Source organism: Cupriavidus pauculus, from assembly GCF_008801835.1.
Classification (GTDB): domain Bacteria; phylum Pseudomonadota; class Gammaproteobacteria; order Burkholderiales; family Burkholderiaceae; genus Cupriavidus; species Cupriavidus pauculus.
In genome coordinates this window covers 1-15,982 of sequence record NZ_VZOW01000025.1, presented here as the reverse complement: position 1 = coordinate 15,982, position 15,982 = coordinate 1, and the positions used below count along the sequence as shown (strand labels likewise).

14 protein-coding genes are annotated in these 15,982 nt (G+C 60.2%); 5 read left to right on the top strand and 9 right to left on the bottom strand.

Annotation, left to right across the window (positions count from 1 at the left end; genetic code table 11):
- Nucleotides 1–46: 46 nt before the first annotated feature.
- The 5 genes from F7R19_RS21390 to F7R19_RS21370 are packed head-to-tail and all read right to left on the bottom strand — an operon-like array spanning nt 47 to nt 5,844.
- Nucleotides 47–445, bottom strand: coding sequence for an ethanolamine utilization protein EutQ (locus F7R19_RS21390; RefSeq protein WP_150981923.1), 399 nt, complete (start codon nt 443–445; stop codon nt 47–49).
- Entirely contained in the window at nt 442–1,758 is a 1,317-nt protein-coding gene (locus F7R19_RS21385) for an NAD(P)/FAD-dependent oxidoreductase (RefSeq protein WP_150981922.1), read from the bottom strand. The genes F7R19_RS21390 and F7R19_RS21385 overlap by 4 nt, the downstream gene beginning before the upstream one ends.
- Nucleotides 1,759–1,773: 15 nt before the next feature.
- Entirely contained in the window at nt 1,774–3,177 is a 1,404-nt protein-coding gene (locus tag F7R19_RS21380; RefSeq protein WP_150981921.1) for an FAD-dependent oxidoreductase, read from the bottom strand.
- Between the two features lie 12 nt (nt 3,178–3,189).
- Nucleotides 3,190–4,638 carry an aldehyde dehydrogenase family protein gene (locus F7R19_RS21375; protein WP_150981920.1) on the bottom strand — a complete coding sequence of 483 codons (1,449 nt, stop codon included), beginning with the start codon at nt 4,636–4,638 and terminating at the stop codon, nt 3,190–3,192.
- A gap of 12 nt (nt 4,639–4,650) precedes the next feature.
- On the bottom strand, nt 4,651–5,844 hold the full coding sequence (locus F7R19_RS21370; RefSeq protein ID WP_150981919.1) for an aromatic ring-hydroxylating oxygenase subunit alpha: 1,194 nt from the start codon (nt 5,842–5,844) through the stop codon (nt 4,651–4,653).
- A gap of 620 nt (nt 5,845–6,464) precedes the next feature.
- On the opposite strand from F7R19_RS21370, the gene F7R19_RS30645 reads away from it, so the two are divergent.
- The gene (locus tag F7R19_RS30645; RefSeq protein ID WP_227461464.1) at nt 6,465–6,542 is read left to right on the top strand and encodes a YHYH domain-containing protein; all 78 of its coding nucleotides are present in this window, start codon (nt 6,465–6,467) and stop codon (nt 6,540–6,542) included.
- A gap of 142 nt (nt 6,543–6,684) precedes the next feature.
- Here F7R19_RS30645 and F7R19_RS21360 read toward each other — a convergent pair whose 3' ends face one another.
- Both F7R19_RS21360 and F7R19_RS21355 read right to left on the bottom strand, forming a co-directional pair.
- Nucleotides 6,685–7,248 (bottom strand): mechanosensitive ion channel family protein, encoded by a 564-nt coding sequence (locus tag F7R19_RS21360; RefSeq protein ID WP_150981918.1) that lies wholly within the window; start codon nt 7,246–7,248, stop codon nt 6,685–6,687.
- A 98-nt stretch (nt 7,249–7,346) separates the two neighbouring features.
- Nucleotides 7,347–7,880 (bottom strand): helix-turn-helix transcriptional regulator, encoded by a 534-nt coding sequence (locus F7R19_RS21355; RefSeq protein WP_150981917.1) that lies wholly within the window; start codon nt 7,878–7,880, stop codon nt 7,347–7,349.
- A gap of 642 nt (nt 7,881–8,522) precedes the next feature.
- On the opposite strand from F7R19_RS21355, the gene F7R19_RS21350 reads away from it, so the two are divergent.
- The 4 genes from F7R19_RS21350 to F7R19_RS21335 all read left to right on the top strand — a co-directional run bounded on the left by F7R19_RS21350 (nt 8,523) and on the right by F7R19_RS21335 (nt 12,163).
- A complete protein-coding gene (locus tag F7R19_RS21350) occupies nt 8,523–10,130 on the top strand; it encodes a glycosyltransferase family 39 protein (protein WP_008650720.1) in 1,608 nt (535 codons plus the stop codon).
- On the top strand, nt 10,127–10,510 hold the full coding sequence (locus F7R19_RS21345; RefSeq protein WP_008650722.1) for a GtrA family protein: 384 nt from the start codon (nt 10,127–10,129) through the stop codon (nt 10,508–10,510). Before F7R19_RS21350 ends, F7R19_RS21345 begins: the two co-directional genes overlap by 4 nt.
- A complete protein-coding gene (locus tag F7R19_RS21340; protein WP_008650723.1) occupies nt 10,507–11,628 on the top strand; it encodes a glycosyltransferase family 2 protein in 1,122 nt (373 codons plus the stop codon). Before F7R19_RS21345 ends, F7R19_RS21340 begins: the two co-directional genes overlap by 4 nt.
- 232 nt (nt 11,629–11,860) lie before the next feature.
- Nucleotides 11,861–12,163 carry a zinc ribbon domain-containing protein gene (locus F7R19_RS21335; RefSeq protein ID WP_008650724.1) on the top strand — a complete coding sequence of 101 codons (303 nt, stop codon included), beginning with the start codon at nt 11,861–11,863 and terminating at the stop codon, nt 12,161–12,163.
- A gap of 57 nt (nt 12,164–12,220) precedes the next feature.
- On the opposite strand, the gene F7R19_RS21330 is transcribed toward F7R19_RS21335, so the two are convergent.
- Nucleotides 12,221–14,710 (bottom strand): heavy metal translocating P-type ATPase, encoded by a 2,490-nt coding sequence (locus tag F7R19_RS21330; protein WP_011514822.1) that lies wholly within the window; start codon nt 14,708–14,710, stop codon nt 12,221–12,223.
- A gap of 499 nt (nt 14,711–15,209) precedes the next feature.
- Nucleotides 15,210–15,632, bottom strand: coding sequence for a flagellar basal body rod protein FlgB (gene flgB, locus F7R19_RS21325; protein WP_008650726.1), 423 nt, complete (start codon nt 15,630–15,632; stop codon nt 15,210–15,212).
- Nucleotides 15,633–15,982: the final 350 nt, after the last annotated feature.

Here is a 15,982-nt window from a genome sequence, read left to right as displayed (position 1 = left end):
AGGTCCTGGACAGCGAAGATGCCTTCCGTGATGCAACCACGTTACCTTACCTCAAGTGCATTGTAGGTTCCTCCAAGTCCTCGTTGCACGTCTGCTTCCAGTTTCCCGGGTACACGACATACCCAAAAAGCGCAAAGCCCGAATAGATCAGCTCCGTGTACTTGGGTATCCACAAAACCTGTCCGGGCTTGACGTGATGCTGACAACCGCCGACTTCCACACTTAGGCTGCCTTCGATGGTGAAGATCACTTCCTCGTACAATGTGGTCCAGCTGACCCGCGCACCTTCCCACCTCGCGAAACCGATACCGAGAGGAGACAGTCCGTCATCGGGAAACGCTCGTGCGACGTAGGCCGCACCAGGCGGCCCGCCTCGGACAACGAAGCCGAGGTCAGCCTGGTCGACCAACCTTACTTCCGCAGTCGGATTCGCTTGGGTTCTCACAGCTCGCTCCGACTTTGCCACGCGGCGAGCATGATGCGGGAGCGAACGCCAATGCCGAGGAACGGTTCCGGTGGATTCAGGGATGGCATACCGGTGACCGCCTGAATGTCGTCAAGCAGGGAAGACTGGGCGCCCACGGCATAGTCCGCCAACAAGGTACCTGAGATGGTGCCCCATGCAGCGCCAACGCCGTTGTCGCATGCCGACGCGAAGGCCCCATCCGGCAACTGGCCGAAGAAGTTCGTAAAGTTGCGCGAGATGGCGTAGACGCCTCCCCATGTATGGGTGAATTCCAGATCCGCCAACTCCGGAAAGCGTGCAAGGAATGCCTGACGGTGACCCGCGCGGATTCGCTCGCGCATAGCGCTGTCGACGCTGCGGCCATATTTCGATACGTGCCGGTAGGTATTTCGAATGATCAAACGTCGATCCTGCGTCATGCGCACCGTCGTGCCCGCATGATCGGCCGGCGTTAATCCCCAGTCGAAGGTTCCCTTGTAGCGCTTGCATTGCTCGGAGTTCAGTGGCGCGGTCCAGCTCGCGAAGGTCATCACCGGCAACAGCCGGTTTTGCAGGTACCCGAACTCGCGCGTAAAAATGCTCGTCCCGAGCAGCAGGCTTCGCGTATGAATGGCCCCGTTCGCGCCGTGCAGTACGTAGCCGCCAGTGCCGTCACGGTCCACCCGCAAAATGGGAGCGTTCTCGAGCAGCTCAACATTCTCGGGCAGGCATCGCGCAAGCCCTCGGACCAGCGCCGCTGGCTGCATCAGGTAGCATCCCGGCGTGAATACGGCGCGGCTGTAATGACTGGTGCCCAAGATCCCAGCCAGCTTGCTGCCATCGACCGAATGGTGGGGCTCTCCTAGATCCGCCAGGAGCTTTTCGAAATGCGCCAGGTAGGCCAGTCCTCGCTCACCGACCGCACCCTGATATTTCCCTGCATGCGACCATTGACACGCGATGCCGTGGTTGTCGATGAGTGATTGCAGTTGGGCAATCGCGGCGCGGTTCAACCGCAGCAACCGCTGCTTGAACGCCGGGTCCGGGTTCTCCAGGGCGAACTTGTGCGGAAGATCTATCACGAACCCCGAATTGCGACCCGACGCGCCCTCGCCCACGCGTTGTGCGTCGACCAGGAGAATGCGAGCCTGCGGCTTGTGAACAGCGAGCCGACGCGCAGCGGCAAGACCGGCAAAGCCGGCGCCGATCACGGCATAGTCCGCCGATTGACGGCCAGCCAATCCCATGGCCAGTTCCGGGCTTGGTAGCGCGGCATACCAGCCGCAGCTTTTGTCATCATTTGGCAGGTTCATCTTGCGTAGTAGATATCAGGACACATAATCGCCAATCGGCGGCTTGCATGCTTCCAGCCACTGTCCGCGCAACGACTGTGCCGCGGAACCGACGAGCGCGAAGCCGCACATCCGCCCGCTGTCGTCAAAGTGGCCACAACTCACCCCCCCATCCGCGGTCTCATCGACCCGCCACTCGCCTAAGCCGGATGCGGGAGACGGCAGGAAGCACAGCGGCGCCACCGGCGTTTTCACATGGACGGGCATGGGCGGGTAGCTGACTGGCGTCGGGCTCCCGGTCAGTGTTCGAGCAAGGGCGGTAATGCCGTGGTTGATTGGTGCCAAGTACGGGGCCAGTCGGCCGCCAATTTCCAGGCAGTCACCAAGTGCATACACATCCGGAAGGCTTGTCTGCAGGGTGTCGTCCGTACGAATGCCGCGTCCGACGGCGCAACCGCTGTCGGCAGCCAGCGCGACGTTTGGCGTCAGGCCCACCGCCGAGATCACCACGTTCGCCTCCAGTTCTCTGCCATCGGCGAGCTTGAGTTGCCATGCACCGGGTACTCCGCCGATTTCCTCCAGCTGATTTTCCAGATGCCAATCCACTCCAAGGCTTGTCAGGGCACGTTGCAGGTGGACTCCAGCCGCATGCGGCAGGAGACGTTCCAGCGGCCATCTCCCGATGCCGACGACACTCACCTGGTAGCCACTGGTGGCGAGGTCGTTGGCAAACTCACACCCAATGAGCCCATCGCCGATGATCGCCACACGTGTGGCGCCTTCCAACTGACGACGCAATGCCCGATAGTCGTCAAGGTTGTTGACGCTTAGCAGCGCATCGCCACGCCCCCTAACACCAAGGCGTACGGGGCTTGCCCCCAGAGCCAGAACGAGCTTTGCGTAGGGCATCTCCCCCATGCTAGTCGTCAGGGTGTGCGCGGCACTGTTGATCGCATGCACGTCACAGTAGGGATAGACACGGATCCTGAGCCTTCTCTCGATCTCGAAAGGCGATTCGGCAATCAGGCTCTCGACACTGCGCCCCAACGAGGTCGCGATTGATAGGGCTGGCTTTGAATAGAGATGACCAGACTCACGCGTCAGGACGATGATTTCGGCATGCGGGTCACGCTGACGAATCGCCTGGGCCAGCCCGTAACCAGCATGGCCGGAACCCACGATGACGACTGGATGGGGTGAGCACTGCGTGACAGGGTTCGCTGCGGCGACGGCCGACACAGCAATCGCTGGCGAGGCTGACGGCACCTCCTCCCCCGCAATCTCCAGCATCTCAAAGTCAGCCTTGCCGACCCCACACTCGGGGCACTTCCAATCCTCAGGGACATCCTCCCATCGGGTTCCGGGGGGAATGCCATCCTGAGGCCAGCCTTCAGCCTCGTCGTAGATCACACCGCAAACGATGCAGAGCCACTTCTTCATTTCGGGTGCCTCCTAGTGGTCGGCCACGCGAATCGCGACGTTCTTCGTACGCACGTAGCTATAGATGGCCTCCTGGCCCTTCTCCCGACCAAATCCAGAAAGCCCAACGCCACCGAACGGGGTTTCGATGCCGCCCGCATACCATTCGTTCACGAAGACCTGGCCGGCGCGCAGACGTCGCGTAAAGCGCAGTGCGCGGCTAATGTCGCGCGTGAATACGCCCCCCACCAGGCCAAACGGCGTGCCATTGGCAATCTGTACCGCTTCATCCTCGGTTTCGAATGGCATCACACACAACACGGGACCGAACACCTCTTCGCAAGCGATCTTCATGTGTGGCTGTACGTGGCCAAGAATCGTCGGCTGCATGAAATGCCCGCACCGCTCCACCACTCGGTCGCCGCCTGCCACCACCGTGGCCCCCTCCGCAACGGCCTCCCGACACATAGAAGCCACCTTATCGAGCTGATCGAGGCTGATCAGCGGGGTGTGATCGGGGTCGTCTTCTCCAGGCCCCGTGACGAGTTGGTTGGCAAGCGCTGCGACGGCAAGCAGCACCTCGTCGTAAATATCGCGGTGTACGAGAAGCCGCGACATGGCCGAGCACACCTGACCAGCGTTGAAGAAGATGCCGCTCTTTACGCTGGCAAGCAGATCCTCACGGTCACAGTCTGGGAAAGCAATTGCCGCGGACTTTCCGCCCAACTCCATCACGCTGGGCGTCGCCCATTGCGCAGCGGCAGCAAGAATGGCGCGCCCCGTCGGTACGGAACCGGTAAAGACAATGTGATTCGTCTTCGCACTACTAGCCAGATGGGCACCGACTTCTCGACCGAGACCGCACAGTAACTGGACGGCGCCACGGGGCAACCCAACTCGTTGAATCGCCTGGAAAAGAACGCAGAGACCGAGCGGCGACAGTTCCGGGGACTTCACGATGACGGCGTTGCCCGCCGCCAATGCGGGCGCGAGCGAACGCGCGCAGATGGAGACCGGGAAATTCCACGGCACGATCTGCACCGAGACGCCCATCGGCTCATAGCGCGTGAAATCCACATAGCTATCACCGAGTGGGACGGAAATTCCCTCGATCTTGTCGGCCATACCCGCGTAGTACTCGAAGTAGCGTGCAGCCTCGATAAACTCGTCGCGCGCGTCGCTCAGTCGCTTACCGTTTTCCTGGCAGAGGATCTGCGCGCCTTCGTCGGCTACGGCGCGGATCTCCTCCGCGATATGCAGAAGCCATCTCACCCTTTCCTCGGGCCGCTGATGTGTCAGGTCCCCGCGTTGAACACACCGCGCGGCCGCGTCGAGAGCCAGTTCAGCATCCTCGACACTCGCCAGCGCCACGGTAGCGAAATTCTCGCCTGTCGCGGGGGAGGCGACATCGAGCCGGCGGCCACTGTCGACCCACTCTCCGTTGATGTAGTTGAGCCAATGTCGAGCCATGGTGGGTGCCATTTCTCTCTCCTATCACGCTTGCGCGTTTTCAAGGAGCCGGGTGGCCATCCAACGATGGAAATAGTGGGTGGGCGCGTCCATCTCTGGCGAGAAGGCGCCCCCTGTGAAGCCGGGCGACTGGCGTCCGGCCTGCATCCCCTCCACAGCGCCGATGTCTTCGCTGAACACGACGCGCCAGGCTGCCAGGACGGCATGTCGGCTCGCCGCATAGTTCGGGTCTTGCGCGGCCTCATCGCCCACGAAAAAGAGCCGTAGGTGCTCTACCGTGCGGTTCGCGGCCAAGGGTTGCAGCACCATTGCGAAGGCATGATCGGCCTGAATGCCAAGCAGGACGTTGGGGAAGAGTGCAACGTACTCGGCGGTGCGCATCCGGTCCACCGGCCACGATGGGAACGTCGGCAGTGAGATGCCCTCGACGTCGGCGAGGTTGTATGCATGACTTCCCTGGCCGGCAAAGCGCTCCGAAAACGCGATGTTGTAGTGGTCTTCCAAACGCGAATAGGTATTCAGCGATGGGTGGACCCAGGGAAGATGGTAGGCCTCGCAGTAGTTCTCGACCGCAAGCTTCCAGTTGCAATTGACCTCAAGCGACCACGAGCCACTATCGTGCGGCATACGGATCATGGATAGCCCATCCGCACCGAGAAATTGTTGCCAGCGGTCCGTCAGCGGCTTAATGGCTTCCTCGAAGGCAGGCGCCGTCCCCGAGAGATTGACGAAGACCATGCCCATCCAGACATGGCTGCGCAATGCCTTCAGACCGTGCTTCTCGCACGCAAAGCGGGGGTCCTTGTGCTGATTGACACCGCCAACATGTGGCGTGCCCTTGAGCACGCCGTTCAGATCATACGTCCAGGAATGGTATCCACAGCGAATCACTCCCTGGATTTCACCGGCTTCGTGTACCAGTTTCATGCCACGATGGCTGCAGACGTTGTGGAAAACCTGGAGGACGCCTTCGCGATTGCGCATCATCAGCAGCGGTAGACCCATGAAATCGACCGGCTTGGCAAAAGACTTCGCCTTCACGTCATCCGCAAAACCGATGCATACCCAGTCTTTACCCAGCAACGTGTCACGCTCTTGCTTGTAGTACTGGTCGTCGGTATAGAACGCATTTCCGAGCCCAGTGGCTCTCTCAATCGGCTCCAGAACGTTTGCGAGCTGGACGAGCGGAAATTCTTTGGCTTCGATGGGGGCATTCATTGCCTTGTCTCCTTTGCATCTGGATTTGTCGCCCGCGCGCAGTTTGTCGCGGGCTTTGATGCAAATTATCGAAGCCGGTCTCAGGGACAACAAACGATTCTTTGGGAGCGGATTGATCTGGAAAACTCATAGATTGACGCTCGCCCGCCAACGTGGATGGCCTTCGCAACGCTGGGGTTTACCCTCACCACCGATGTAGTCCAAGGGAGCTATTGCCCACCGTGGCGCCTGCGTCGAAGCGCCCGATTCGGTCCACTCTCCCTTCCCTGTTCAGGTCGCAAGGACTCCTATCATGCTCGGTGCAAATCGAAAGTCAGAGGGCGTGAGTCGGCGAGGCCATCGGGATTGCGGGGACGTTATGCGTCGATTCACCTACAAACTTGGGCGCCAGCGGCCGTCAGCATTTTCGTTACGTTGCTGAGGTGCGTTGGCCGTAGCGAGCGCAGACAGTTGTGACACAGCCGCAACAGCCCTACCGCGGCGGGGAGGGCTGGCAATCGCAGTGATGATAGTGTGGAACGTGCGGCAGACTGAGACCGCTAACCAACACTCCAGGGAGACCTTTCTTGAAACGGATCACCATCATTCTCACGGCCGTTCTGGCCTGTGCGTCGGGCGGCGTGTGGGCGCATAGTGGTGGGACTGACAGCCAAGGCTGCCATATAGACCACAAGACCGGCATTCGCCACTGCCACTGAAATCAAGCAGTTTTGCGGCGCCCGCCGACATCGCGGACGCCAGCTTAAGGTCTTGAGTAGTTTACGTAGCCTCAAAAACGCGAAAGCGGGATTCCCCTCTAGCACCGGTCTGCGTTCTCACCGGACCGCGCCACCCGTGAGGCTACTTCCACCTTCGTAGCACACGTTGAAACACCAGACTGTTCGGCAGCTGCAGCACCACCTCTTGTCCGTCGACTGTTGTTTCCAGTAAGGTGGTATAGACGAGATTTACGTCGAGCACACGGCCCTTTATTCCCGGCTTTTCCCCGTTCTCAAGAAGCTCCACAACGTCCCCGATGCGGAACGCACCGGTGACGTAGATCAGGAGCGCGCAGAACAGGTTCGAGAGTACACTCCACGCGGCGAAAAACGCGACCGCCCCGACAGTGGCAAATCCCGTGAATGCGGTCCACAGGACAGTTCCAGACACGCCCATTCGCTCGAGAGCCCAGAGCGTGGCAGCTACGTACACGATGGTCGCCACCACACGCAAAGACAGCGCCGCAACTTTTCCTGGCAGAGAATATGTGTTGGTCAGCTTTCTAAGCAACCGACGCGCGATGCGCACTGCTAACCATGCGCCAGCCGCAATCAGCACGACCTCGATAGCGGGAACAAGAATGTCGAACCAATCTGCCAGCCACTGCGGCAAGCTTTCGTGTATAGCTTGAAGAAGTTTGTTCATCGAAATAGAGATACAGCCACAGCACCGTACTGCGGCACAGACACCAATAATCGGGTTTTTACCGTTCTGGTCTTTGCTTGAAGGTCAAGCGCGACAACTTACATGCCGGCGTCGTGTCTACACTCACCGGCTTTTGATCGAGGTGCAGGTTCGATCGGCTCAACCAACAGATCACCGAGAAAGTAGGCGGCAAATTGATGGCGATTGCTGAGGTGTGCCTTGGCGAATACGCTCGCGGCAATTGTCCGCACCGTCACATCATGCCACGCTAGCGACTGAGCACACTCTTCAAGGGTCAACCCTTTTATGAGAAGCATCGCCACTTCCGTTTCCGGTGGCGTAAATTTCCAGCGATCGAACTGCATCTGCATTGACTGCAACAACTGCCGCGTCGCCTGAATTGCCACCTCGTCTCGTTCGACCATCGCTTGCCATCGTACCTTGGGTGCGCCAGGTAGCGCTTCAGAAACGGGCCGCTTGTGGTGGACACGACGACGCCGTTTTCGAATCACGAACCAAAGGATCGCGAGGCCGCCCACTACCCACGCGACTGCGTCGGCGACGACATGAGCGTCCGGTGCTCGCGTTGCAAGGTAGTAGAAATCCCACGCCTGATAGGTCGAGATTGCCATCAGAAGTGCCGTCAGTCTCGACCGCATAGCAGCGAAGTCCTTGCGACTTTTTGGGGTTCACAACGAACACCCCGGATCTATGCGCAGCGCGGAAGACAAGCACCTTCGAACGCGGCTGCGCCCAAGAACATCTGAGGGAAAGCGCCCTTCTAGGCGTGAGCACTAAGGATGATGAAGCCCCGCTGACAACTGCGGGGGCGCAATTTTACTACGCAGAACATTGCGCAGACATGGCCGAATGGTTACGCGCAAAGGCATCGAACCCGACGCCCGTTCTCCGAAGCACTTGGGTTACCATGAGCTGACGCTGCGCTTTAACAGGCAACATCTTCTGCCGCAACGCACTCCACGGCGGACTGCGCCGTCATCATCTCGTAATCCCCCCGACAGGTGAGCGCCCTAGAATCCCGCTGTTCGCTCTCTGCTGGCCAAGTCGCCATCCTTCGGACTCCCGCGTGAATCGCATCCTCGGCTCGTGGGGCGTCAAGCGGCGCCGCGTGAACTGCTCCATGATCCAACATCACGACGGCGACGAACCACATCCGGCATCTATGTCGTTGCGCCCTGAGAGCATTTGACCAAGCGCGGTAGCAGTGGCCACCGCACACCTGGACGGGCAGTCTCTTGAAGCGACAGATTTTCATGGCTTTGACCATCGCACTCACGGTGGTCCTCTGGATGTCCACGCTATCCGTGCGTCCCCTCTATGAACCCGACGAGGGTCGTTACGCCGAGGTTCCGCGCGAGATGTTCGTCTCCGGCGATTGGGTCACGCCGCGGTTGAACGGCATCAAGTTCTTCGACAAGCCGCCCCTGCAGTATTGGGCGACCGCCAGCGCCTATACGCTCTTCGGGCCGTCCGAGTGGACAGCAAGGATCTGGAGTGCGCTTGTGGGACTGCTGGGCGCACTCGCCGCATGGTGGGCGGCGCGATCGCTCTATGACACGCGCATAGGCCTCGCCTCAGCGCTGGTGCTCATCGGCGCTCCCCTCTGGATTCTCGGCTCGAATCTGACAACAACAGACATTGGTGTCGGCGCACTGCTCGGCAGTGCCGCTCTCGTTTTCGCCGTGGCCTACCAGAATCGGGAACCTCGCTTATACCCCCTGATCTGGTTGTTGGTCGGTCTGGCATTTCTTGCCAAAGGCCTGATTGCCCTGGTACTGCCAGGAATCACGCTGCTGCTATACGGGGCGGTCACTCGACAATTTTCCGCATTTTTTAGCGCGAGATTCTGGCGCTGGAGCCTGCTTGCGGTGGCCATCACCATGCCTTGGTTTGTCGTGGTGTCCCAGCGCAACCCCGAATTTCTGAATTACTTCTTCATCCACGAACACTTCGCGAGATTCTCGTCCTCGGTTCACGAGCGGGACAAGCCATTCTGGTTCTTCCTGGCCGTTGGTGCGGCAGGCGTCCTGCCGTTCATGGGCTTGATTCCCCGTGCTATCGCACTCCGCTCTCGCAGCGCACAGGCAACGCCTGGCTTCGACGCACGACTGTTTCTGTCGCTGTGGGTAGTCGTTGTCATTGCCTTCTTTTCGATTTCGCGCTCGAAGCTGCCGCTCTATATCCTGCCCGCCTTACCACCGGTGGCCGTCTTGCTCGCGTACAGATCCATGACTGCAGCCCGCCCCACACTGGCGGCAAGCTTTCTTGCCATGCCTGTGCTCGGCGTTGCCATCGCCGTGCTGCTATGGCATCCGACAATGTCGAATGCGGTACTGAAGCTCAATATCAGCAATCCGGCCTCATTGCATACCTGGGGCGCCATCACGATGGGCATTCTGGTCATCGGTGGCTTCCTGGCCTTTGGGATCGCCCTGCGCGGCCACAGGCTCTGCGCGGTTGCCGTCGCTTCGCTGGCGACGCTGGCCAGCCTTCAGGCTGGCTTGATGGCGTCTCGGGCGTTTGGGTCCCTCTCCATCAAACCACTTGGCTTGGAAGCCAAGGCGGCGTCCCGCGACAACACACAACTGTTCAACGTGGGCCAGATTGACCGAGGTCTGGCGTTTTACGCCGAACGAGAACCGATCATTGTCGGGGCCAGATCCGAGCTGGATCTCGGCTTCTCGGTCGAGCCCGACAAGTGGATTGCTAATGAAGAAGCTTTTGCGCAGCGATGGCTGACCCCTGGTCACAAGCTCGCGGTCATGCGGCACGAGACGTTTCATCGACTGAGACCGCTGCTCGGCGGCAACACAACTGTGATCGGACGACATGGCGTCAACGTTCTGGTGCAAAAACCATGAACATCCCATCACGATTTGTACGGTTTCTGGGCGCGGGGGCGACGGCAACCGCTACACACTACGCAACACTGATCACGCTGGTCGGTTTCGGGGTTGCAGCGCTACCGGCGTCTGCCGCCGGCAGTGTTGCAGGCCTTCTGACGCACTACTGCATCAGCAGCCGATGGGTGTTCACACCAGTCCGACCACAACGCGCCACTTTCGGACGGTTCATTCTCGTTTCCGCGCTGGCGTTCTTTCTTAACTCACTTCTGATGTGGGCTGGACTAGCATTGGGGCTTCACTACCTGGTTGCTCAAATCCTCTCGACAATTTTCGTCATGTTGGTCAACTACGTACTCCATGCAAATTGGACGTTCATGAATGGAGCGATGCGATGAATGCCGCCAGCCTGCTGCCAGAGAAGATCTCGGTCGTCGTACCGCTCTTCAATGAAGAAGCTGTCCTGCCACAGTTTCACTTTCGGCTTCTCCGCGTGATGGATGGATTGGCATCGGACTACGAGATTATCTACGTGGACGATGGCAGCCGCGATCGATCACTGGCGGTTGCACACAATCTCAAGGCGGCCGAAGCGCGCGTCGGCATTGTCGAGCTGAGTCGCAACTTCGGCAAGGAAGCCGCGCTAACGGCGGGCCTCGACGTGGCAAGCGGCGACGCCGTTGTGATCATCGACGCCGATCTGCAGGATCCGCCCGAACTGATTCCGTCGTTGATCGAGAAATGGCGCGAGGGGTTCGACGTGGTGTACGCCACGCGCACTTCCCGGGATGGCGAATCGTTCCTCAAGAAGTTCACCGCGCACTGGTTTTACCGCCTGATGGGCAAGCTCAGCGATACGGAGATTCCGGCCGACACCGGCGACTTCCGCGTCATGAGCCGTCGTGCCGTTGCCGCACTCGGACAACTCCGGGAGCAGCACCGCTTCATGAAGGGGCTGTATGCCTGGATAGGATTCCGGCAGACGGCCGTCTTGTATCGGCGTGACGCGCGGGCATCCGGGACGACCAAGTTCAACTACCGCAAGCTGTTGCGTTTTGCCGTGGATGGCATCACTGCCTTTTCCACCGTGCCGCTCAAGTTTGCAACCTCGATCGGCCTGCTTGTTGCCGTTCCCGCCTTTGGCATGGCCGCCTTCATCGTTGGCAAGACGCTGCTCTACGGCGACCCCGTACACGGCTACCCATCCATGATGACCGCCCTGCTTCTGCTGGGCGGCCTGCAACTGGTTTTCCTAGGCGTGCTCGGGGAATATGTTGGGCGTCTGTTCAATGAAGTCAAGCGGCGGCCGGTGTATCTGGTGGCAAGCTATACGGCGCCGATCGGCCCCGGCACCCCCACCGCTGAGCCGGGGCAGGTGGCCGCAGCGACACGGGGTGGCACCCCGCCTGCAGCAATCTTTCACGCACCCGGATGCCCGGAAGGCAAAGCTCCTGGCCTCCCCGAGGCTCCTCAGCGGGATGCCATCCTCACGGAAACCCTTGCGCCAAGCCGATAGACAGCCCGCCTTCCATGCGCTCTCACGACATGGCCAGCAACTATCGGGATCATGACGTTTTCGAAAGAAAGAGCCTCGTATTCAACTTATTCCGTTCTTCGCATCCACCGACCATTGACCCTGTAGTCACTACAGACTATTTACTACAGGCATTGGCTGACGCGTAGCAGCGCAAGTCGTCGCAGCACCCGACACCACGGGGCCGCAGCGACGATCCATCCACTTAGGAGGAATGATGGGTTTCTTGGAAAGGCTCATGGGCCGTCACAGCGGCGGTCATCACGGCGGCGGAAGTGAGCACGGTCGTCGAGGAGGTCATCATGATGGTGGCGGCAGCTACGGCTATGGGAATCCTTTGCCACCACAAAGCCCCGCCGGCGTCCACTGCCCCAACTGCGGCACGGTGAGCGCCCAGGGCGCGCGCTTCTGCCAGCAATGCGGCAGTTCACTGGCTCCGGCGCCGTGCAGTCGATGCGGCACCTTACTCCCACGCGACGCAAAGTTCTGTGGAAGTTGCGGCAATGCCGCCAAATGAGTCGGCGGCCATAGCTGCCGCCGCATCTGGCATCGCCATCATTGCGGCCGGGGCCCGTCATGGGGATTTGTCGCGATAGGCTAGCAGTCGAAGCGCATTGAACACGACGATCAGCGTCGACCCCTCATGCATGGCCACGGCGGGCCCGATACCGAGGCCGAGGATCGTGGCTGGCAGAAGGAACGCCACGACGCCGAGGCTGATATACACGTTCTGAAGGATGATGGCCCGCGTATGTCGGCTTAAACCGACCACAAAAGGTAGGTGTTGGAGGTCGTCGGCCATCAGCGCAACATCCGCCGTTTCCAGTGCCACATCTGAACCTGCCGCACCCATTGCGATGCCCACCGTGGCGTTGGCCATTGCCGGCGCGTCGTTGACGCCGTCGCCGACCATGGCCACTTTGGCTTCCGCGCGCAACGTCTGGATGGCTTTGACCTTGTCCTCAGGCATCAGATCGCCCCAGGCTTCATCGATACCTACGTCCTTGGCGACGGCTTCGGCTGCGCGCTGGTGATCGCCGGAGATCATGATCATGCGTGTGATACCCAGCCTGCGCAGTGCCTCGAGGGCAGCGCGCGCCGAGGCGCGCGGCGTGTCCATCAGCCCAATGGCGCCGAGGTCCCGATCTCCCTGCCTGACGATCATTGTCGTGCGGCCAGTGCTGCGCAGCGTCTGCACTGCGCTCGCCATCGATTCGCTAAGCGGTGCAATCCCGTCGGCGCCGAACATGTCAGGCTTGCCAATCCAGACGGTCTTACCGCACAACGTCGCCGTGACCCCGCGTCCGGTCAAGCTTTGGAGATGAGACGCTTCCGGGATGGAACTGCCTTCCAGGCGCTTGCGGCCATCGCGGGCAATGGCCGCAGCCAACGGGTGGTCGCTGAGCGACTCCACGGCGACCGCTACGCTCAACAATTCCGCTTCAGCTACTCCTTCGGCGACCATCACATCGGTAATACGGGGGCGCCCCTCCGTCAGCGTCCCCGTCTTATCGAATGCAATGGCTTTCAGTGAACCCAGGTTTTCGAGCGGCGCCCCGCCCTTGATCAGTACACCCCCTCTAGCGGCGCGCGCTACCCCCGACAGCACCGCGCTCGGTGTCGCGATGGCGAGCGCGCATGGGCTGGCGGCAACCAGCACCGCCATGGCGCGGTAGAAGGTCGCACTGAACGGCTCATTGATCACTAGCCCTGCAAACAGCAGCAATACCGCCAGCACAAGCACTGCAGGAACAAAGATCCGTTCGAACTTCTCAGTGAACCGCTGGCTCGGTGACTTTTGCGCTTCGGCCTCGTTGACCATCTTGACGACTTTCGCCAGGGCGCTGTCCGTGGAAAGGCGCGTCACTTCCACTTCAATGGCGCCGGCGCCATTGATGGTTCCGGCGAACACGCGGGACACGGCCCCTACGGCATCGGGCTTCCTCCTGGCTGCGGCGGCGTCATCCACGGGCTGCTTGTCGACCGGGATGCTTTCGCCAGTAACCGGCGCTTGATTGACTGCGGAAGCCCCCTTTACCAGAAAACCATCGGCGGGGAGGCGTTCGTTCGGCCGAACCACCACCACATCCCCCACCTGCAATTCCTCGACGGGGACCTCTCGTACCTCGCCTTCACGCCGCACACTTGCTGTAGCCGGTGCGAGCGCCGCCAACGCTTCGATCGCCCGCTTGGCGCGCCCCATGGCGTAGTGTTCGAGCCCGTGGCCGAGACTGAACAAAAAGAGAAGTAGCGCGCCTTCCGCCCAAGCGCCTAACGCCGCCGCCCCTGCGGCGGCTACCAGCATCAGTGTGTCGATTTCGAACTTCTTTAGCCGGAGGTTCTCTATCGCTTCCCGAACGGTATAGAAACCACCAAAAAAATACGCGCCGACAAAGAAGGCAACCGGAATCCATGCTGGCAGGCTGCCGAACAGCTTACCAACGGCAAATCCGAGACCAAGCAAGGCCCCACAGATCAGGGAGAAGATTAGCTCAGTATTCGGGCCAAACACGCTGCCGTGTGCGTGGGCCTCATGCCCCTCGCCTTCCCCATGTGCATGATCCTTGACGCCTTCGCGGTGTTCATGGTCTGCATGACCGCTCTTCCGGGCACCGATCTCAACCGGCGCGAGCCCGCGTTTTGACAGGGCCTGCTCGATCCCTGCCGCGGAGATCCGATCGTTGTCGAATTCGACGCGCGCTATGCCGGAGGCGCTGACTTCGGCCTCGATGACGCCGGGCAAGGCCCGCAGTTGGCTAGCTACGGTTCGCGCTCGTCGTTCGTGCCAGACGCCCTTCAATTGCCAAAGCACATGACCAAACCGCGACGAAATCACCGCACCCGTGCTTGTCACCAGCTCCCGGATGCGGGCAAGGGAAATCGCTGCGGGATCGTAGTGGACACATATCTGTGAATCGCTATCAACATTTGCAGTTTTTATATGCGCCGCCTCGACGCCCTCTTTCCCTCTCAGTTCGGACAGCAACCGTTCTACACAGGGATCAGAGGAATCGGGAAGGCCAGGAAGCAAGACAGGAATGTCCAGGCGCAGCTTTTCGGTCATTGTCGCGGGCTCCAGTCAGTCTGAATCGGCATTCACGCCGTTGCACACTATTAGCAACTAGTGTGCCCCGCATTGCAACAACAAAGCTCAACGAGTCAGCGCCCCAATGCCCCGCCGTAATGCGTTGGTAATGTGCCCGCAATCTGAGCGTACTATCTTGCGGATGACAGGATCCTCATGTCATCCGTCCAGGAACCATACAGATGATTAGCGCCGTCGCATGCTCTGCCTTGCTGGCCTACGCTTTGCCGGCTCCTGCGACCGGTGATCGACTCAGCGAGAAGCCGACCCAGTGGCACACCCTCGCCATTGGACATTCAGACACGGGATACGCCTCCCGCGACCAACGGGTTGCCTGGGCGGCCAACCCGCGACATCGCACAGCCAAACATCCGTCGAAGCAGGAATCCGCAGCGAGCACACCGGAGCCGTCTTCCAGAGACGCGTCCAGCGCTGTCGCCGCACCCAAGCCGCCCTGCCAGTAGTCGCGGTTTCCCCGCTAGGGCCGCATGTCCTGGTAGAGCTTGAGCATGTCCTTGTACTCGTCGGCAGTCTTTTGAATGGAGAACCGCATCCGCAGCGCGTTCTCTGCAAACGCCACACGCTCGACGTCCATCTCCACGGTGTTGCCGTCCATACTCGACTGCAGGGGGACGCGATACATCAGATCCTCTTCCAGCGCGGGCTTGCTTGCCTCGATGTGTCGCGGCGAAGTCATGGTCATGCCCGCAAAATTCTGGCCACTGCCCATCACCCTATCCAACTCGGCGCTGAAGTCGATATCGCGCGCCTTGTAGTTCGGCGTATCCGCATTTGCAATATTTGCAGACAGCAGCTCGAACCTCCGTGTGCGAAGTCGCAGCGCTTGCTCATGAACGCTGTCTTCGCTACGCGCCCATTTTGCGACGTATGGCGTGTCCATCCTTACTCTCCAACTAGATCGGAACCCGCAGCGTATTGCAAAGGCAGTCGATCTTGCTTCGAGAGAAGCGACCTCTTTTCGTGAGTTTCCCATTACCGGCCCGCAATGTTCGCGCGCACACAGGTTGACGCGTCCGCGCGAAAGCCATGTCAATCCACATAACCCCGGTACGTTCCACCTTGTCGTCATCACGCGACGAAGTGACCCCACGTAATTACTTCGCTGAGCTTGCCCCCGCAAAACGAATCCCTTGCTGAGGTTAAACTGAAGCAAGGAGAGATGTGATGACAAGCAAGACAAAGCGGGCGCAGTACACGCTGGAATTCAAGCTGGAAGCGGTACGGCTGGTG

Coding starts and splice junctions, on each gene's coding strand:
- F7R19_RS21385 (WP_150981922.1), bottom strand. CDS start 1,758: ATGAACCTGCCAAATGATGACAAAAGCTGCGGCTGGTATGCCGCGCTA.
- F7R19_RS21380 (WP_150981921.1), bottom strand. CDS start 3,177: ATGAAGAAGTGGCTCTGCATCGTTTGCGGTGTGATCTACGACGAGGCT.
- F7R19_RS21375 (WP_150981920.1), bottom strand. CDS start 4,638: ATGGCACCCACCATGGCTCGACATTGGCTCAACTACATCAACGGAGAG.
- F7R19_RS21370 (WP_150981919.1), bottom strand. CDS start 5,844: ATGAATGCCCCCATCGAAGCCAAAGAATTTCCGCTCGTCCAGCTCGCA.
- F7R19_RS21360 (WP_150981918.1), bottom strand. CDS start 7,248: ATGAACAAACTTCTTCAAGCTATACACGAAAGCTTGCCGCAGTGGCTG.
- F7R19_RS21355 (WP_150981917.1), bottom strand. CDS start 7,880: ATGGCAATCTCGACCTATCAGGCGTGGGATTTCTACTACCTTGCAACG.
- F7R19_RS21350 (WP_008650720.1), top strand. CDS start 8,523: ATGGCTTTGACCATCGCACTCACGGTGGTCCTCTGGATGTCCACGCTA.
- F7R19_RS21345 (WP_008650722.1), top strand. CDS start 10,127: ATGAACATCCCATCACGATTTGTACGGTTTCTGGGCGCGGGGGCGACG.
- F7R19_RS21340 (WP_008650723.1), top strand. CDS start 10,507: ATGAATGCCGCCAGCCTGCTGCCAGAGAAGATCTCGGTCGTCGTACCG.
- F7R19_RS21335 (WP_008650724.1), top strand. CDS start 11,861: ATGATGGGTTTCTTGGAAAGGCTCATGGGCCGTCACAGCGGCGGTCAT.
- F7R19_RS21330 (WP_011514822.1), bottom strand. CDS start 14,710: ATGACCGAAAAGCTGCGCCTGGACATTCCTGTCTTGCTTCCTGGCCTT.
- flgB (WP_008650726.1), bottom strand. CDS start 15,632: ATGGACACGCCATACGTCGCAAAATGGGCGCGTAGCGAAGACAGCGTT.